15 protein-coding genes are annotated in these 15,713 nt (G+C 62.6%); 8 read left to right on the top strand and 7 right to left on the bottom strand.

Features of this window, described 5'->3' with window-relative positions; all coding sequences use genetic code 11:
* Window positions 1–62 precede the first annotated feature (62 nt).
* From NMG80_RS11740 to NMG80_RS11725, 4 genes are all read right to left on the bottom strand, one after another.
* Window positions 63–722, bottom strand: coding sequence for a GntR family transcriptional regulator (locus NMG80_RS11740; RefSeq protein ID WP_254018232.1), 660 nt, complete (start codon window positions 720–722; stop codon window positions 63–65).
* Window positions 723–745: 23 nt separating this feature from the next.
* Window positions 746–1,630, bottom strand: coding sequence for a dihydrodipicolinate synthase family protein (locus NMG80_RS11735; protein ID WP_254018231.1), 885 nt, complete (start codon window positions 1,628–1,630; stop codon window positions 746–748).
* A gap of 153 nt (window positions 1,631–1,783) precedes the next feature.
* Window positions 1,784–3,070, bottom strand: a complete 1,287-nt coding sequence (locus NMG80_RS11730; RefSeq protein WP_254018230.1) for a D-tagatose-bisphosphate aldolase, class II, non-catalytic subunit — start codon at window positions 3,068–3,070, stop codon at window positions 1,784–1,786.
* A complete protein-coding gene (locus NMG80_RS11725; protein ID WP_254018229.1) occupies window positions 3,067–3,978 on the bottom strand; it encodes a sugar kinase in 912 nt (303 codons plus the stop codon). Before NMG80_RS11725 ends, NMG80_RS11730 begins: the two co-directional genes overlap by 4 nt.
* A gap of 142 nt (window positions 3,979–4,120) precedes the next feature.
* Here NMG80_RS11725 and NMG80_RS11720 point away from each other — a divergent pair, with 142 nt between their 5' ends.
* Window positions 4,121–5,146, top strand: coding sequence for a LacI family DNA-binding transcriptional regulator (locus NMG80_RS11720; RefSeq protein ID WP_254018375.1), 1,026 nt, complete (start codon window positions 4,121–4,123; stop codon window positions 5,144–5,146).
* Here the strand turns inward: NMG80_RS11720 and NMG80_RS11715 are convergent.
* The 3 genes from NMG80_RS11715 to NMG80_RS11705 form a co-directional block, all read right to left on the bottom strand.
* A complete protein-coding gene (locus tag NMG80_RS11715; RefSeq protein WP_254018228.1) occupies window positions 5,134–6,111 on the bottom strand; it encodes an alpha/beta hydrolase in 978 nt (325 codons plus the stop codon). The two genes, NMG80_RS11720 and NMG80_RS11715, sit on opposite strands and share 13 nt — an antisense overlap.
* A 16-nt stretch (window positions 6,112–6,127) precedes the next feature.
* The gene (locus tag NMG80_RS11710; protein WP_254018227.1) at window positions 6,128–7,276 is read right to left on the bottom strand and encodes a Gfo/Idh/MocA family protein; all 1,149 of its coding nucleotides are present in this window, start codon (window positions 7,274–7,276) and stop codon (window positions 6,128–6,130) included.
* Window positions 7,277–7,544: 268 nt separating this feature from the next.
* Entirely contained in the window at window positions 7,545–8,306 is a 762-nt protein-coding gene (locus tag NMG80_RS11705) for a DeoR/GlpR family DNA-binding transcription regulator (RefSeq protein ID WP_254018374.1), read from the bottom strand.
* A 162-nt stretch (window positions 8,307–8,468) separates the two neighbouring features.
* Between NMG80_RS11705 and NMG80_RS11700 the strand changes: the two genes are divergently transcribed.
* From NMG80_RS11700 to NMG80_RS11670, 7 genes are all read left to right on the top strand, one after another.
* Window positions 8,469–9,269: a beta/alpha barrel domain-containing protein gene (locus tag NMG80_RS11700; RefSeq protein WP_023797149.1), complete on the top strand. Its 801-nt coding sequence runs from the start codon at window positions 8,469–8,471 to the stop codon at window positions 9,267–9,269.
* 3 nt (window positions 9,270–9,272) lie between these two features.
* Window positions 9,273–10,223 (top strand): PfkB family carbohydrate kinase, encoded by a 951-nt coding sequence (locus NMG80_RS11695; RefSeq protein ID WP_254018226.1) that lies wholly within the window; start codon window positions 9,273–9,275, stop codon window positions 10,221–10,223.
* A 90-nt stretch (window positions 10,224–10,313) separates the two neighbouring features.
* Complete coding sequence (locus NMG80_RS11690) at window positions 10,314–11,459, top strand: ABC transporter ATP-binding protein (protein WP_254018225.1); 1,146 nt, start codon at window positions 10,314–10,316, stop codon at window positions 11,457–11,459.
* A gap of 112 nt (window positions 11,460–11,571) precedes the next feature.
* Window positions 11,572–12,819, top strand: a complete 1,248-nt coding sequence (locus NMG80_RS11685) for an ABC transporter substrate-binding protein (RefSeq protein ID WP_254018224.1) — start codon at window positions 11,572–11,574, stop codon at window positions 12,817–12,819.
* Between the two features lie 139 nt (window positions 12,820–12,958).
* The gene (locus NMG80_RS11680) at window positions 12,959–13,855 is read left to right on the top strand and encodes a carbohydrate ABC transporter permease (RefSeq protein WP_254018223.1); all 897 of its coding nucleotides are present in this window, start codon (window positions 12,959–12,961) and stop codon (window positions 13,853–13,855) included.
* A gap of 5 nt (window positions 13,856–13,860) precedes the next feature.
* On the top strand, window positions 13,861–14,703 hold the full coding sequence (locus tag NMG80_RS11675) for a carbohydrate ABC transporter permease (RefSeq protein WP_077373143.1): 843 nt from the start codon (window positions 13,861–13,863) through the stop codon (window positions 14,701–14,703).
* A gap of 188 nt (window positions 14,704–14,891) precedes the next feature.
* Window positions 14,892–15,713: a sugar phosphate isomerase/epimerase family protein gene (locus tag NMG80_RS11670; RefSeq protein ID WP_254018222.1), complete on the top strand. Its 822-nt coding sequence runs from the start codon at window positions 14,892–14,894 to the stop codon at window positions 15,711–15,713.

Genomic DNA, 15,713 nt, shown 5'->3' with positions numbered 1-15,713 from the left:
TCTTCCTCCCTTGGGTTGCTGTCGTTGTCGATAGCGTCGCGGCAGCCGCGAACCATACGTCCTCAGATCTGGAGCGCCAACCGGCGCGCATTGTCGATATGCCGGCTGATCGCCTCGACCGCCTTTTGCGGGTCGCGGCCCTCGAGCGCTTCGATCACCGTCAGGTGCTCCTGCATCACCGGCACGACGCGCCCGTCGATGCGGAAACGCTCCTGGTGGATCAGCCTGATCTTTACCGAATTGACCAGATACGCCTTGGCGATGATCTCGTTGCCCAGCGCATCGATGAAGGTGTCGTGCATGGCCCAGTCGATGTTCTGGGCCTTGGCTTCCATTTCCGGCGTCGGCGCCTGCGACAAGGCTTGAGCCAGCATATCCTCATGTTCGCGCCGCAGGCGGGCGAGCTCGGCGTCGGAGGCGTTGACGGTGAACAGCGCCACCGCCTCGCGCTCCATGAACAGGCGAAACTGGAAGGCCTCGCGGATCAGGTTGATGTCGATATGGGCGATCTGCATGCCGCGCTGCGGGATGGTCGTCAAAAGCCCCTCGGCCTCGAGACGCGGCACGATCTCGCGGATGGCGCCAAGCGGCAGCCCGGTAAAGGCAACCAGTTCGCGCTGGGAAACGAACTGTCCCGGCTTGAGATCGCGGGCCAGCAAATGCCGCGTGAAGCTGGCATAAGCTTTTTCCCTGAGGGTTGCCGGTTCGCTGCTGTCGTCCATTTCAGCGCGCTTCCTTTTGCCGGTCAGGCCGGCTCTGTCGCAAACAGCCTGTCATAGGCGGCAGCAAGCTGTTGCCGCCCCTGCGAACCGATCGGCTCCAGCGGCGGACGAACCGCCAGCCAGCGCTCGTCGCCGGTTTTGCGCGCCACCATGACCTTCACCGCCGGGATGACCGGGTATCTAAGCAATTCGAGCACGAAGCTCTCGACACGGGCATCATCGCGGCCGTCCTCGGCCATGGCGCGGATTTCGCCGGTGACGAAATTGGCCATGCCGGAAATGGCGCCCTGGCCGCCCAGGCGCACGCTTCTGGCCAGGTGCCGCTCGTCGCCGATCAGGATCACCAGGTCGCCATGGGCTCTCAGCAGCGCCTCGCTGTAACTCCAGTCGCCACCCGAATCCTTGACACCGGCGATCACCTCGGGGAAGGCCGCACGCAGCCGGCCGATCAGGGCAAGCGGCAGCGGCACCATGGTGACAGAGGGGATGTTGTAGAGGAGGATGCCGCGAGCCAGCGGGCCGAGCGCAGCGAAGACGGCAGAAAACCATCCGAACAGCCCGTCCTCGCCGACATTCTTGAAGTAGCTCGGCGGAGCCAGCAGGATGTTGCGGACGCCGCACTGCAAGGCATGCCGCGCCTGCTCGGCGGCGTCTTCGGCCGCATCGACCAGCACGCCGGCGATGAGCTGATGTGCCGGAATGCCGGCGCCAAGCATGGCCTCCGTAACAATCCGCCGCTCTCCCGCGCCCACCGAGGCTCCTTCCCCGGTGGTGCCGAACAGCGTTGCGCTGCTACAGCCGGCGCCAAGGCAAGCCCGGGCCTGCGTGATCATGGGAGAGATGGCGATTTGCCCGGAAGCTTCGAAAGGCGTGGTGAGGGCAACCGAAAGACCAAAGCGCGAAGCCACTGCTATTCTCTCCAGAGATCAATGTGAACGCAGCACTAACACACTAACATGTTAGTTGTAAATTGTGGCGACGCCCTTTTCGAAACAACGGCGACATCGGACGTATTATGAGGCGGATTTAGGCGCGGATGCCGACTTCCGGCAGCGCGATCCCTACTGTCGTGTCGCGTCCGCGTAGATATCGAGGACACGGCTGATGCTGCCGATCAGAAGCTCGTGCGCGAGAGGCTTGACCCCGCCTGCGGCAACCTCGGCGTCGAGCTGCCCCAGAAACTGGCTGATCAGCGGCCGGGGGATGTCCTTGTCGCTCAGCACGTCCAGCAGCGTCCGTATTGGTCGCTGCGCCTCCGGCGTCGGCCAGTAATAGCGGATGCGGTCGCTGAACGAGAAATGCCGCTGCACACGCTGCTTTTCCGGGGTGCCCGGATAGTATTGCTGCCAATTGTGCGGCGACGCCAGCATGATGCGTTCCATCGCGGCAGGCAGGCTTTCGCGCGAAGGGTCCGGCGCGAGGATATCGGCAATATGGCTGAGCCCATACAGCGCTTCGCGAAGCGCGAAGGTCAGCCAAGGGCCGACCTTGAGGATGGCAAAACCGTCGCGAACGAGAGCATTGAGCGCTCCGGCCGGCTGGTAGTCAGTCGAATGCGCCTCAAAAACGAATTGCGGCATACGGTCGAGCACAGCTACCAGTTCAGTTGCCTTGGCCGGTGCATAGGGCACGATCTCGGTGTTGCCGAATTCGACGCCGGGCTGGACGACGACGCCGATCGCACGGCCAAAAGCGGCTTCGAGCCCGGCGCGGGAAAACGCGCGCGCGTGGATCTCGACGGTGCGCGAGGCATCGCCGGGCGCCGTCACATGCAGGTGCTCCAGCGTCTCCAGCGCCCCGCCCGGCACCGGCACTTCGGTGCCGATGACGTAGACGGGTTTTTCGCCGCCTGCCCGCTCGACCGCCGCCTCAGCGGTCGCCGCAAGATCGGCCGCGCGCGCGGCGATCGTTTCGTCGGCAAGCACGGCTGGATCGTCGGCGCAGGCCATGCTCGTATCCAGATGCATCTTGGTGAAGCCGGCGCTCGCATAGGCATCGATCATCGCCGCGGCGTTCTTCATCGCGGCGGCGGCAGCCATGTGCTTCCACGGATTCGGCCCGAGATGATCGCCGCCAAGGATCAGGCGATCGACTGGGAAGCCCGCTTTGTGCGCATGCGCCTCGACAAAGCTGCGGAAGCCGGCAGGCGTCATGCCGGTGTAGCCGCCCTCGTGATTGACCTGGTTGCAGGTGGCCTCAATCAGCACATCCGCGTGCCGCGCGACGCCATGGCGCAGGGTGGCCTCGATGACCAGAGGATGCGCCGAGCAGACCGAGGCGATGCCGCTTTTCTCGCCTGCGGCGCGCCTGGCCGCAATGTTTGCTAACCTGTGCGTCGCAGCACTCACGGCGTGTTCTTCCCTGTGGCGATGAATGCCTCGACCGCTTCAAGCGGGAAAATCCCTTCCATCGGCCCCTTGCGGGTGACGGCGAGCGCCCCGCAGGCATTGGCGATCAGCAGCGCCTCTGCAGGAGCCGCCCCGCCCAGCCAGAACGAGACGAAAGCAGCCCCGAAGCAGTCGCCGGCACCGGTCGGATCGACCTCGTCGACGGCAAAGCCTGACGAGGCGACCGCGCCGTGGCGATCATGATAGACGGCGCCGGCGGCGCCTTTCTTCAGGACGATGCAGGACAGGCCACGGGCCAGCAGTTCCTCGACCGCGCCCTTCTCGTCCCTGGCGGATGAAAAGAGGAAGAGCTCCTCGCCGCTCGGCAGGAAGATTTCAGCTTGCGCCAGCACCTGGTCGAGTGCTTCGCGCATGCCGGATGCCTGCATGATCTCGCGGCGGATGTTCGGATCGAAGGACACGGTTCCACCTTTGGCCTTGACCGTCTCGATCGCCGATAGCGCCACCGCGATGGCGCGGTCGGAAAACAGCGACGAGCCCATGACATGGACGTGATCGGCACCGGCGAGCAGCTTTGTCGCCGCCGCGTTTGTCTCGATCAGGCCGGCGGCGCTGTTGCGGATGTTGAAGACGAAATGCCGGCTGGCGTCGGCACGGTAGGTGACGAAGGCCGTGCCCGTCGCATGGCCCTTGTGAACCGCGATCGCCGACACGTCGGCGCCAAGCGTCCGCAGCCGCTCGATATTCAGCCGGCCGAAATCGTCGTCACCGACGGCGCCGATGAGGCCGGCCGGCTGGCCGAGCGCCGCCGCCTGGCCGATGAAGATCGCAGGCGCGCCGGACGGGTAGGGTCCAAGCAGCGGACCAGGCTCGACCAGAATCTCACCGGCACTGACCAGCTTCTTCATCTCGCAGAGTCCCTCCCGGCGTTTCGTCCCGGCCTCGCCCACTGCAAGTGAATACGGCTTGTGCTTTTTCGCGTCAATTAATAAATTTACGCATGGAAACTGTGCAATTTGCCTGTAAAGTTTGGCCTTGCATTCGAGGGTTTTGATGTCGATGACGCACAAGACGATGGAGGATTTTGCTCGTTCTTGCGGCGTCTCCAGGCCGACACTGTCGAAGTATTTCGACGATCCGACCAGCGTCAAGCCGGCGACACGTCAGCGGATCGAAGTGGCGCTGCGCTCGTCCGACTACCAGCCCAACCTCTTTGCGCGAAACCTCAACCGGAAGCGGACCCGCAGCATCGGCATTGTCGTGCCGACGGTCGCCGATCCGTTCTATTCGGAAATGGTCAGCCGAATCGAACTCAGGCTGCGCGACGAAGGCTACTGGCCGATCGTGATCTCCTCGCACGGCTCGCGAGAGCTCGAAGTGCAAGCGACGCGAACCATTCTTTCGCTAAAAGTTTCCGGCGCGCTGATCGCGCCGCTCGGGCTGCGCTCCGACGAGCGCACGCTGGAGAAGCTGACACAGACCATACCGATCGTCTATTTCGACACTTATCTTGAGGGCGACACGCCATTCGTCGGCAACAACAACAGCCAGAGCGTCTCGACCATCGTCGATTATCTCTGCCGTTCCGGCGATGCCCCGGTCTATTTCGACATCCCGCACGTCAACCACAATTCGCGCGAGCGCCTGAACAGCTATGTCGTCGCCATGCAGCGGCTTGGGCATGAGCCGGTGCTCATCGGCAACACCTATGACTACACCTGGGACTTCGAACAGATCGGCTACCAGCAGATGGAAGCGATGCTCGCCCGTGGCGGCCTGCCGGGCAAGACCATTCTGTGCGCCAACGACCGTCTCGCCTTCGGCGTGATGGCTGCCGCCTACTCGCAAGGCCGCAAGGTCGGCCGCAAGGGCGATTGCGACCTGCGGGTCGCAGCCCATGACGACCATCCCCTGAGCCGCTACACCTGCCCTGCCCTCACCACCATGGCGCAGGACTTCGCTTCGATGGCGGGACGCAGCGTCGAGACGCTGCTGGCCTTGCTGGACGAGGACGACGCGACAGTTGCAGCCAAAGTCAAACTCGACGCGACGCTGGTCATGCGTCAGTCGGCCTGAGTCTTTCCAAAGACAGGATCGAAGCCGCGCCATGCGGCAACCGCCGCGCCGACCGCTTGCCGTGCCGCTGGGCCATGGCGGCCCATCGAAACGAAGCCGTGGATCTGGCCGGGCCAGCGCCGCAGGACGACCGGCACCCCGTCGTCTTCCAGACGCTTGGCGTAGGCCTCGCCTTCGTCGGCGAGAATGTCATGACCGGCGATTGCGACAAAAGCCGGCGCTGCGCCGGCAAGGCTTGCGGCCTTGAGCGGCGACACGCGCCAGTCATCGATATCGCCGGCATGGTTGACATAGTGGTCGCGGAACCAGGCCATGGTCGCCGAAGTCAGGCCATAACCGTCGGCAAAGCGGCGATAGCTGTCCTCCGCCTGCGAGGCGTCCGTGTTCGGATAGAACAGCAGCTGCGCCACCGGCGGCTTCTTGTCGCTGCGCGCAAGCAGGCAAAGCACGGTAGCGAGATTGCCGCCGGCGCTGTCGCCGGCGACAGCGATCCGTTCGGCGTCGATGCCGAGATCGCCCGCGCCGTCCTGCAAGAAGGAAAGTACGGCGCGGCAATCTTCGATGGCCGCCGGAAATTTGTGTTCCGGCGCCAGCCGGTAGCCGGGAGAGACGACGACGCAGGCCGCCATATTCGCAAACCAGCGGCAGATCTCGTCATGCGACTCGAGATTGCCGATCACCCAGCCGCCGCCATGCAGATAGAGCAGCGCCGGGGCAGCGGCCCCGACCGCGCCCTGTCCGCGGTAGATTCTGAGCGTCAACGGGCCGCCGGGTCCGGTGATGGTGCGCTCGGTCAATGAGCCGACCGGCTCGCGCTCGCCCTGGAGTGCCGGAAAGCCCTGCTCATAGGCGCGGCGCGCCTCTTCAGGCGTGCCGGCTTCGAATGGCGGGGCGGCCGCCTGCCGGTCAAGGTCGAGCACATGCCGGGCCTCCGGATCGAGCAAGGGTGAAAGCAATGTCGTCATCGTAAGCGCTCCGGTATCAGGCGAGCAGGCTCCCTGCTTCGTCGTCCTGGAAGAGCGGCGGCTGATCGACAGTTGCGTTGACGGCGACGGACTCGCGGCTCTCACCCGAAGCGAGGATCGCCTCCATGATCTCCAGCACATGAAGCGCAAGGTCGCCGGACGCCCGCGGCTTTCTTCCTGTTGCCAGCGCGCGCGAAAGATCGGCAACGCCGAGCATGCGGTAATTCGCCCGGTCGGGCGCGGCGAAGGGCCAATTGCGCGCGCCATAGAGTTCGCTCTCACTGGGAAAGTCGGCCCAGTCGGCCCCCCGTTCCGACAGCGAGACGGTGCCGCCGAACGTGTCCGGATCGGGCAGCCTGAGCGAGCCTTCGGTGCCATGCAGCTCGATCGGGTGGTTGGAATGCCTGAAGACATCCCACGAGGCGCCGAAGGTAACGGTGGCGCCTGAGCGGAACTCCAGCAGCGACAGGATGTTGGTCGGTGTGCCGACCTTGAAGCTGGTGTTCCGGTAGGGGCCTTCGGCGGTGATCAGCCGCTCCTCCTGGCCCCGCGTCGCCATCGCCATCACGCGGGCCACCGACCCGAGCAAATTGACCAGCATCGTCAGGTAATAGGGGCCCATGTCGAAGACCGGTCCGCCGCCAGGCTGATAGTAGAATTGCGGATTAGGATGCCAATGCTCCATGCCGCGCCCCATCATGAAGGCGGTGCCGGTCACCGCGCGGCCGATCGCGCCCTCGTCCATGAGGCAGCGCGCCCGCCGTCCGGCGGCACCAAGGAAGGTGTCCGGGGCCGAGCCCAGCAGCAGCCCGCGCTCCGCCGCCTCGGCGACAAGCCGCCGCCCGTCGCTGGCCGAGGTCGCCAGCGGCTTTTCGGTGAAGACGTGCTTTCCCGCCGAAAGCGCCGAAAACGAAATGTCGAAATGCGCCGCCGGGACCGTCAGGTTGAGGACAAGGTCGATCTCGGCATCGGCCAGCAGCGCGTCGACGCTGAGAGCCCGGATGCCGTATTCGCCGGCACGCAGGGCCGCCATGTCAGGCGATATGTCGGCGCAGGCGCGCAGCTCCACCTCGCCGAACAGAGCCGCATTGCGCAAATAGGTCATCGAGATGTTGCCGCACCCGACAACACCGATGCCGAGCTTTGTCTTTGATTTTCCTTGCATATTCAGTTTCGCCTCCCAACGCCATGATATCATGGCTGTACCGTTGCACCAGCAACCGGTCACGCTCGAAAACCGCCATACAATATTTTAAATCTTGACGCGCGTAAAATTTTTATGGAACATGCGAAAATGCTGGCGCAACATCGGGAGGCTGCCAGCGCTGGGAGGAGAAAATGACAGACGTGAAGAAAGGGCCGGTCTCCGGCTCGAAGCCCGTGGGTCATGCGCGCATTGGATATTTCCGTCGCGGTCAGCGACCGAGACGGGTTCAGGCATAGATCACCTTGGCCCCGATCCTATCAAGCTCGCTGCGTATTGGACCGGGCAGGCCATCGTCGGTGATCACCACATCGACGGCCGACAGCGAAAATGCCTTGGAGGTCCCGCTGACGCCCCATTTGCTCGAATCGGCGAGGAGGACAACGCGCCGGGCCATGCGAACGAGGTTTCGCTTCGTTCGCGCCATGTCTTCGTTCACGTCGACCACATCCAGTGACGAGTCTATCGCATGCGCTCCAACAAAGACCTGATGCGCCACCAAGCCGCCGAGAGCCGTATCGGCATCGGTGATCAGCGTGCTCACCGTGTCGGGATAGACCCGGCCGCCGATCATATGAACGTCGAGCCCGGGACGATGCATAAGATGCTGCACGATATTCATGGCCGTGGCCGCGACCACGACATTGCTGAGCGGCGGTAACAGCATGGCAACCTGCATCAATGTCGAGCCGCCGTCGAAGATGACCGATTGGTTGTCCTCGAACAGGTCTACCGCCGCCCGGGCGATCCGCTTCTTTGCGTCGAGGTTCGTTTGCATCCGCCGGGCGAACGCGGCCGTAGTCGAATCGGTGGTCCGGGTCACCGCCCCTCCTCGGGTCTTGGTCAGTAGTCCCTTGCGGTCCAGTATCTCAAGGTCGGAGCGCACCGTCACTTCCGACACGCCAAACCCGTCTGACAGGTCCTTCGTGCGAACCTGTCCGCTGCGTTGCACCTCACCCAGGATCGATTGGCGTCTTTGCTCCGACAACATTGCCCTGCCCTTGCTTCCCTGCGCCAAGCAACCGCTCTGGCCTCGGCTCACCTTACCAAAAATACGCAAATTCGAAAGCTTTCGAAAGATTGTATTTCTCATTTCTTTCGGAAACACTGGGTCCAGGATTTTTAAATCAACCGATTGGGAAATTTTGCACTCATGAGCCTAGGAACCAAGGTGCGTCTTGCGCGCCTCTTCTCGCATCCATCGGGGAAACTTTTCGGCGGCGCGGTCGACCACTTCGTCGGCTATGGTGACGTGCGCAAAGGCGGCCTTGCCGACCTGCCGGGTGCGCTCGCGCGCGTCATGGTAGGCAAACCCGACTACGTCAGCATCCAGCCTGGCACCGCGCGCCATCTGTGGCCGCAATACGCGGGCAAAGCTTCCCTGGTGATTCAGGCGGGCTGCTTCACTCCGGACGATCGCATCAGCGAGTTGATCGCAACGCCCGAGGATGCGGTCCGCGCGGGGGCCGATGCGTTGGCCGTGGCCATTCCGGTGCGCGGCGCGACCGAGGGCAAATACATACGCTGGCTGACCGATTCGGTAAATGCAGCGGCCCGCTACGGCATGCCCGTGGTGGCGCATATCTACCCTCGCGATTTCACCGACGGAGCAAAAATCGTCTTCACCCCCGACGAGATCGCCTATGCGGCGCGGATCGGCTACGAGTCCGGCGTCGACGTGATCAAGATCGGCTACACGGGCGATTTCGAGTCATTCCGAGAGACCGTCCGGACCTGCCCGGTGCCGGTTGTGATCGCGGGTGGTCCGAAGACCGATACGCTGCTCGGCGCGCTTCAGCAGACGGCGGACGCCATCCGTGCCGGCGCACGCGGTGCCGTGGTAGGCCGCAATCTCTGGGGACATGGCGATCCGGAGAAGGCAGCGCTTGCCTTTCGGGGCGTCATCCATGACGGCCTCTCGGCGCAAGACGCCCTGGCGAAGGCGGGTGCCTGAACGATGCCCACCGTCCCCTCGATCCTCGGCTTCGGCGCTATTGCGATCGACGACATCGTCTACGTCGATCAGCCGTTGTCGGCGGGCAAGGGGAAGGTTCGGCAAAGTGCCCGTGCTTTCGGGGGAAATGTCGCGACGGCGCTGGCCGCCGTCGTGCGGCTCGGCGGAACCGCCGGGTACATCGGATGGCTGGGCAGTGCCGCGGACGACGCCGTGCTGCGCGATCTCGTTGCGAGCGGTGTTGAAACCGTATTCGCGCCGCGCCATCCCGACGCGCGCCCGGTGCGCTCGCGGATCACCGTCGGCTCGGATGGGGAACGGTTCATCGCGTATGACGACGATGCGATGCTGGGCACCGCTCCGGACTTTCCGGACGATATCCTCAGCCGCGCGACCGTTCTGATCGTCGATAGCTACGCGATCCGGTCGCTGGATGTCGTGGCTCGGGCTCGCGATCTCGGCCTTGCGATCCTCGGCGATATCGAATGGAGCAACGGCCCAGCCACGGAGCGGCTGACCGCGCTCTGCGACCATCTCATTCTTCCGCTCGGCTTTGCGCGGACTGCCACGGGGTGCCGATCGCCCTCCGAGATGCTCGATGCATTGTGGTTGCCGTCGCGGTCTGCCGTGGTTCTGACCGATGGTGGCAGAGGCGTGTACTATCGCGGGCGTGAAGAGACAGGTCTCTGGCACCTGCCCCCGCACCGGGTCGTGGTCGTCGACTCGACCGGCGCGGGTGACTGCTTTCATGGCGCCTACGCCCATGCGTTGACGCGTGGAGCCGACACCGCAGGCCGGGTGGCATTCGCGGCCGCGGCGGCTGCCCTTTCGATAACGGGGCGTGGCGGGCGCGAGGCGCTTCCGACCGACTACCAGGTCACGGAACTCCTGGCATCGACGAACGCGCCGTCAGCAGTCGAACTCAAAAATTCTCATACCGATACTGTAACATAGGCTGAAACTATCTGAGGAAATATTTCGCAGGTGAACATAAGTCGAGGATCATTATAAGAATCAGTGACTTATACTTGTGGAGGGAGGAAGATGGCAGAAGTCATTCTTGAGAATATCTGCAAAATCTACGGGAACAATTTTCGCGCAATCGACCAATTGAACCTATCGGTCGAGGACGGCGAGTTCCTGATTCTCGTCGGGCCATCCGGCTGCGGCAAATCCACCGCGTTGCGAATGATCGCGGGATTGGAGGACATCACCAGCGGCAGCCTTCGGATCGGCGGAGTCGACGTCGTCGACATGCCGCCCAAGGACCGCGACATCGCGATGGTCTTCCAGAGCTACGCGCTCTACCCGCATATGACCGTGTCCGAAAACATCGCCTTTTCGATGCGGCTGGCAGGCAAGCCGAAGGCCGAGCGCAAGAAGCGCGTGGACGAGATCGCCAAAACCCTTCAGCTGACGTCTTTGCTGGACAGCAAACCCGCGAACCTTTCAGGCGGACAGCGTCAACGGGTTGCCATGGGCCGAGCCATGGTGCGCGAGCCGGCCGCCTTTCTCATGGACGAACCCCTTTCCAACCTGGATGCGAAACTGCGTGTTCAAATGCGCGCCGAAATCACCAGCCTGCAAAAGCAGCTCGGCGTAACGACCATATACGTGACCCACGACCAAATCGAAGCGATGACGATGGGGGACAGGGTCGCGGTGTTGAAAGGCGGCGTGCTGCAGCAGGTCGACACACCCAAGAGGCTCTATGAATCGCCGGTGAACGCCTTCGTTGCCGGCTTCATCGGCTCTCCTTCGATGAACCTTTTCGAGGCGACCTTGATGGGCGACGAACTGATGTCCGGCAGCTTCGCCATCCGGCTGCAGGATGCAGCTTTCGTGCGCAGGCCGGGCTTGCGGTCGTATGCGGGGCGCAAGATCGTGTTCGGGATCCGACCGGAGGATCTTTATGACAGCAGCCTCGAATCCGGTCGCAAGTATCAGACGATACCCGCAAAGGTGACTTCGATCGAAGAACTCGGCTCTGAACATATCGTCCACCTGAACATCGACGCGGTCCGGGTGGACTCCGGCGACCCGGACGCGGTGGACGATTTTGGCCTGGCATCGAACGCGGTGGCGAGATTCGAGCCGGTCAGCGCCGTCCACTCCGGCTCGGAAATCCGGTTGGCCGTGGATGATGCCAAGTTCCATTTCTTCGATCCCGAGACGCATCTGGCGATCTGAGGCAGACCGCAGGCGGGAGCGAGGCGCCTGCGAAAGATACTCGCAAGAAGGCTTCTGAATAAAGCAGACGATCGTCCGCATTGTGCGGTCGATCTTAAAGAAGGAGGAGAAAATGATGTTTCGGATACAACCCGCGATGCTGAAAATAGTCGCGGCCGCATGGTTGCTTGGCGCAACCGGCGCCATGGCGGACACGACGCTGGAATTCACCCAATGGTGGGAGCCCGAATTGCCGGCCGGCTCGCTCAGGGCAATCATGAATGACTTCGAGGCTGCAAACCCCGGAATCAAGGTGACGCTGGTCAGCGGCCCCTATGCGACCACGCGAGACCAGATCTCGGTTGGTGCTGCAACTGGAACGCTTAGCGACGTCGTCGGTCTCGACGGCGCCTGGGTGAACAATCTGAACGCGCAGAATGCGCTGGCCGACATGAACCCGATGATGGATGCGAGCGGGTTCGACAAGACCCAGGTCGCGGATATCATCAAGGTGGACGGCAAGGCGGTGATGTTTCCCGTGGCTTCGTTCGTCTATCCGGTCTTCGTCAACATGGACCTCGCCGCCCAGGCCGGCGTGACCAAGCTGCCGTCGACCCGCGCGGAGTTTCTCGAAGCCGCCAAGAAGATGACCCATGCCGACAAGAACCAGTATGGCTGGGTGCTTCCCTTGTCGCTGCAAACGCCGTCCGGTGTCCAGAACGACCTGATGTCGTGGGTCTGGGCCTCGGGTCAATCGATGATGGCTGACGGCAAGCCGGCTCTCGAGGGCAAGCCGGTCGTCGATATGCTCACCTTCGTCAAATCGCTGAACGACGCCGGCGTCATCTCGCCCGGCATTGCCACCAAGACCGAACAGGAAAAGGTCGAGGAATTCGTCAACGACCGGGTCGGGATGATGATCGACTCGCTCGCGCATGTGAACCTCATCCGCGAACGCAATCCCAAGCTGAACTTCGACCTCATCCCGGTCCCGGTCGTGGAGAACTACAACGGCAAGCGCGGCCTTCCCTACGCCTCTTGGGGCATCGGCATCTCTGCGGCCTCGAAACATCAGGAGGAAGCCTGGAAGCTCGTCCAATATCTGATGAGTGAAAAGGTGAACGCCAAGCTCGTGTCGCTTGCAAACGCCTTCCCGGGCAACGTCAACGCCAAGCCCGATTTCGTGACCTCGGACAAGGCTTTCGCCAAGGCTTTCGAAATCTACAAGACCGGCTATCTCGCCAACGAGTTCACCGGTCTGCCGGTGGCTGAAGACTTGATGACCAAGTTCGACGTGGAAGCCCAGAAGATGCTCGCCGGCGAGCAGTCTCCGGAACAAGCCGCAGCAAACGCTCAAAAGGGCTGGATGGCGAAATTCTGAACGGCCTGTTCCCCGTTTGCTATCTTCCACCGGGTGGCCTGACTTCGAGCAGGCCACCCGTCAACAACGGATCGGCAATTGAGATGGACCTGTTTCCGAAGCGCACCTTCCTCTTGAAGGCGTATCCCAAGGGTGGCACATGACTCGGCAGAAGCGCTCCCACCATAGACTGAAACGAGCGGTCGCACCCTATCTCTATCTGTCACCCTCGCTCCTCATAATCGGCCTCCTGATGCTGCTGCCGATGGTGACGGTGATTGGCTATTCGTTCCAGAACAGCGCGGTGCTGCGTCGCGACCCGTCCTTTGCCGGACTGAAACACTACCAGGCGATCTTTGCCGATCCGGTGTTCTGGGCTTCGCTGTGGCACACGCTCTACTTCACATGCATGAGTGTCGTCTTCCACATGACCATCGGCATGGTCTTCGCACTCATGCTGAACAGCGACCGCATCAATCCGACGCTGCGCAATATTCTGCGCGTGCTCTACATACTGCCATGGCTGTTCACCGCGGTGATTATCGCCGTGATCTGGCGCCTCCTGCTCGAGCCGAACGGTGTCGTGAACAGCGTTCTCATGCAGATGGGCATCATCGGTTCCAAGGTCGAGTGGTTTTCCTCGCCCGCGACCGCGCTGCACGCCGTCACCTTCGCCAATATCTGGGCGGGCTACCCGCTTTTCATGGTCAGCCTGCTCGCAGGCTTGCAGGGCATTCCCAGGGATTTCTACGAGGCCGCCGATATCGACGGGGCGAAAGCCTACCAGAAGCTGATCTTCATCACCATCCCGCAGCTGATGCCGATCATCATCAGCATCTCGCTGCTCGACTTCATCTGGACCATGCAGGTCTTTCCATTGATCTGGATAACGACGGGCGGCGGTCCGATCTACTCGACCGAGGTCCTCAGCACCTACACGTATAAGCTGGCGTTTTCGAGTTACAACCTGTCGCAGGCGTCAGCGAGCGCCGTGGTCATCCTGCTGATCTCGCTCGGCCTGACGCTGCTCTACATCCGCTGTCAAAAGGCTCGGTAGTCACCATGAGGAAAAGGCACACACCGAAAGACAGGCTGATCACCGTCGCGCTCCATGTCGCGCTTGCCGCAGGGCTCTTTTTCGCGGCCTTCCCGATCTACTGGATGCTGAGCAGCTCGTTCAAGTCGAATACCGAAATCTTTGCCCTGCCACCAACCGTCCTGCCGAAGGCCTTCACGCTGGAAGCGTATGCGGCCATCCTTGGCGACCCGGTAAAGCTGCGCTTCTTCTTCAACAGCTACTTCGTGGCCGGAGCGGTGACCGTGCTGACGGTGCTGATCGCCTTGCTGGCCGCCTACGGGTTCAGCCGTTTCAATTTCCGCGGCAAGGGCAGCCTCAACACACTCATCATCAGCACGCAGACGATCCCGCCGATCACGCTTTTGATCCCCTTCTTCGGGCTTGTCGTCTCGTATGGCATCTTCGACACCTACGTCGCACTGATCCTGACTTACCTGGTGTTTACGCTGCCCTACGCGATCCTGCTGATGACGGGATATCTGAACACCTTGCCCCGCGATCTCGATGAAGCGGTGGCTGTCGACGGCGGCACCAGCTGGACCGCACTCTGGCGGGTGATTGTCCCGATTTCACTGCCTGGTATCGTGGCGACGTCGGTCTACACCTTCCTGTTGTGCTGGAACGAATTTCTCTTTGCGCTGACGCTGACGAAGTCAACGTCCATGCGCACCGTCCCCATCGGCATCCAGCTGTTGATGGGGCAGCACGCCTTCGAATGGAACCAGATGATGGCGATGAGCGTGCTCGGCTCGCTACCGCTCTTGATCATCTACCTCGTTGCCCAGAGGTTCTTCCTCGCCGGCATGACCGCGGGCTCGGTCAAGTAGGATGTCCCTCCCACGGAGAACCGATGGGGTAGGCCGCGCGTCGAAATCGATGGATTGGACCTTCTCTGCTGGCAGGCGATATCACCGCGGCCTCGGGCGTCGTCACAGCGCCGCTGATCGTGCTCGTGCTGTTCTTCCAGCGCCATATCATCGAAGGGCCTATGCAGGTGAAATCAAGGAATGAAAGGATGACTGTGAAAGACCTGAAACTCGGCTGCCAGACCTTTACCTGGGAAATGCTCGGAGACCGCTTTGCCGGCGGCCCAGACGATCTCCTGAAGGCGATCGCCGACGGCGGCTATGCCGGCATCGAGATCACCGACACGATGATCGGCCGCTATGCCGACAGGCCGGCTGAATTCGCCGCCGCGCTGAATTCGACCGGCCTCACGCTGGTTTCCTTCGCCTTCGGCTCGAAGAGCGGCTTCACGCTGAAGGAGAGCATCGGCGCCGACCTTGAGGCGGCGCAGCGCTGGATCGATTTCGCCGCTGCCTTTCCCGGCGCGCTCGTCTCCATGGGCTCGGCCACCGTCGTGTCCGACGGCCCGCGCGACGACAAATTCCCTGTTGCAGCAGAGGTCTACAACAGAGCCGGCGAGCTCGGACGCAAGGCCGGCGTCGACGTCGCCGTCCATCCCAGCTCCCACCACAACACGCTTCTGTTCGACCGTGCCGACTACGATCGGATTTTTGGGCTGATCGACCCGTCACAGGTCGGCTGGGTGCCGGACACCGGCCACATATTGCGCGGCCACAAGGACATGGCCGACACGCTCACCACCTACCGCGACCGCATCCGCTACGTGCACCTGAAGGACGTCGATGCAAGCGGCAACTGGGCGATGCTCGGCAAGGGCGTCTGCGATACCCAGACAGTGATCGATATCGCCAGCACGGCGCCACGCTTCAACGGCTGGCTGGTGCTGGAAGAGGAATCCGAGACCGCCGCCGCCGACCCGGCAGCCGCGGTCAAGACCAACCGCCAGACCATGCGCGGCTACGGCGCGTGA

The sequence above is a fragment of the Mesorhizobium escarrei genome, from assembly GCF_935825525.1.
GTDB classification, from domain to species: Bacteria; Pseudomonadota; Alphaproteobacteria; order Rhizobiales; family Rhizobiaceae; genus Mesorhizobium; species Mesorhizobium escarrei.
This window is presented reverse-complemented; position numbering and strand designations above follow the sequence as displayed.

What these genes read in the sequence shown, in the direction of transcription:
- NMG80_RS11740 (WP_254018232.1), bottom strand. Translation starts at nt 722, where the DNA reads ATGGACGACAGCAGCGAACCGGCAACCCTCAGGGAAAAAGCTTATGCC.
- NMG80_RS11725 (WP_254018229.1), bottom strand. Translation starts at nt 3,978, where the DNA reads ATGAAGAAGCTGGTCAGTGCCGGTGAGATTCTGGTCGAGCCTGGTCCG.
- NMG80_RS11715 (WP_254018228.1), bottom strand. Translation starts at nt 6,111, where the DNA reads ATGACGACATTGCTTTCACCCTTGCTCGATCCGGAGGCCCGGCATGTG.
- NMG80_RS11710 (WP_254018227.1), bottom strand. Translation starts at nt 7,276, where the DNA reads ATGCAAGGAAAATCAAAGACAAAGCTCGGCATCGGTGTTGTCGGGTGC.
- NMG80_RS11705 (WP_254018374.1), bottom strand. Translation starts at nt 8,306, where the DNA reads ATGTTGTCGGAGCAAAGACGCCAATCGATCCTGGGTGAGGTGCAACGC.
- NMG80_RS11700 (WP_023797149.1), top strand. Translation starts at nt 8,469, where the DNA reads ATGAGCCTAGGAACCAAGGTGCGTCTTGCGCGCCTCTTCTCGCATCCA.
- NMG80_RS11695 (WP_254018226.1), top strand. Translation starts at nt 9,273, where the DNA reads ATGCCCACCGTCCCCTCGATCCTCGGCTTCGGCGCTATTGCGATCGAC.
- NMG80_RS11690 (WP_254018225.1), top strand. Translation starts at nt 10,314, where the DNA reads ATGGCAGAAGTCATTCTTGAGAATATCTGCAAAATCTACGGGAACAAT.
- NMG80_RS11685 (WP_254018224.1), top strand. Translation starts at nt 11,572, where the DNA reads ATGATGTTTCGGATACAACCCGCGATGCTGAAAATAGTCGCGGCCGCA.
- NMG80_RS11680 (WP_254018223.1), top strand. Translation starts at nt 12,959, where the DNA reads ATGACTCGGCAGAAGCGCTCCCACCATAGACTGAAACGAGCGGTCGCA.
- NMG80_RS11675 (WP_077373143.1), top strand. Translation starts at nt 13,861, where the DNA reads ATGAGGAAAAGGCACACACCGAAAGACAGGCTGATCACCGTCGCGCTC.
- NMG80_RS11670 (WP_254018222.1), top strand. Translation starts at nt 14,892, where the DNA reads ATGACTGTGAAAGACCTGAAACTCGGCTGCCAGACCTTTACCTGGGAA.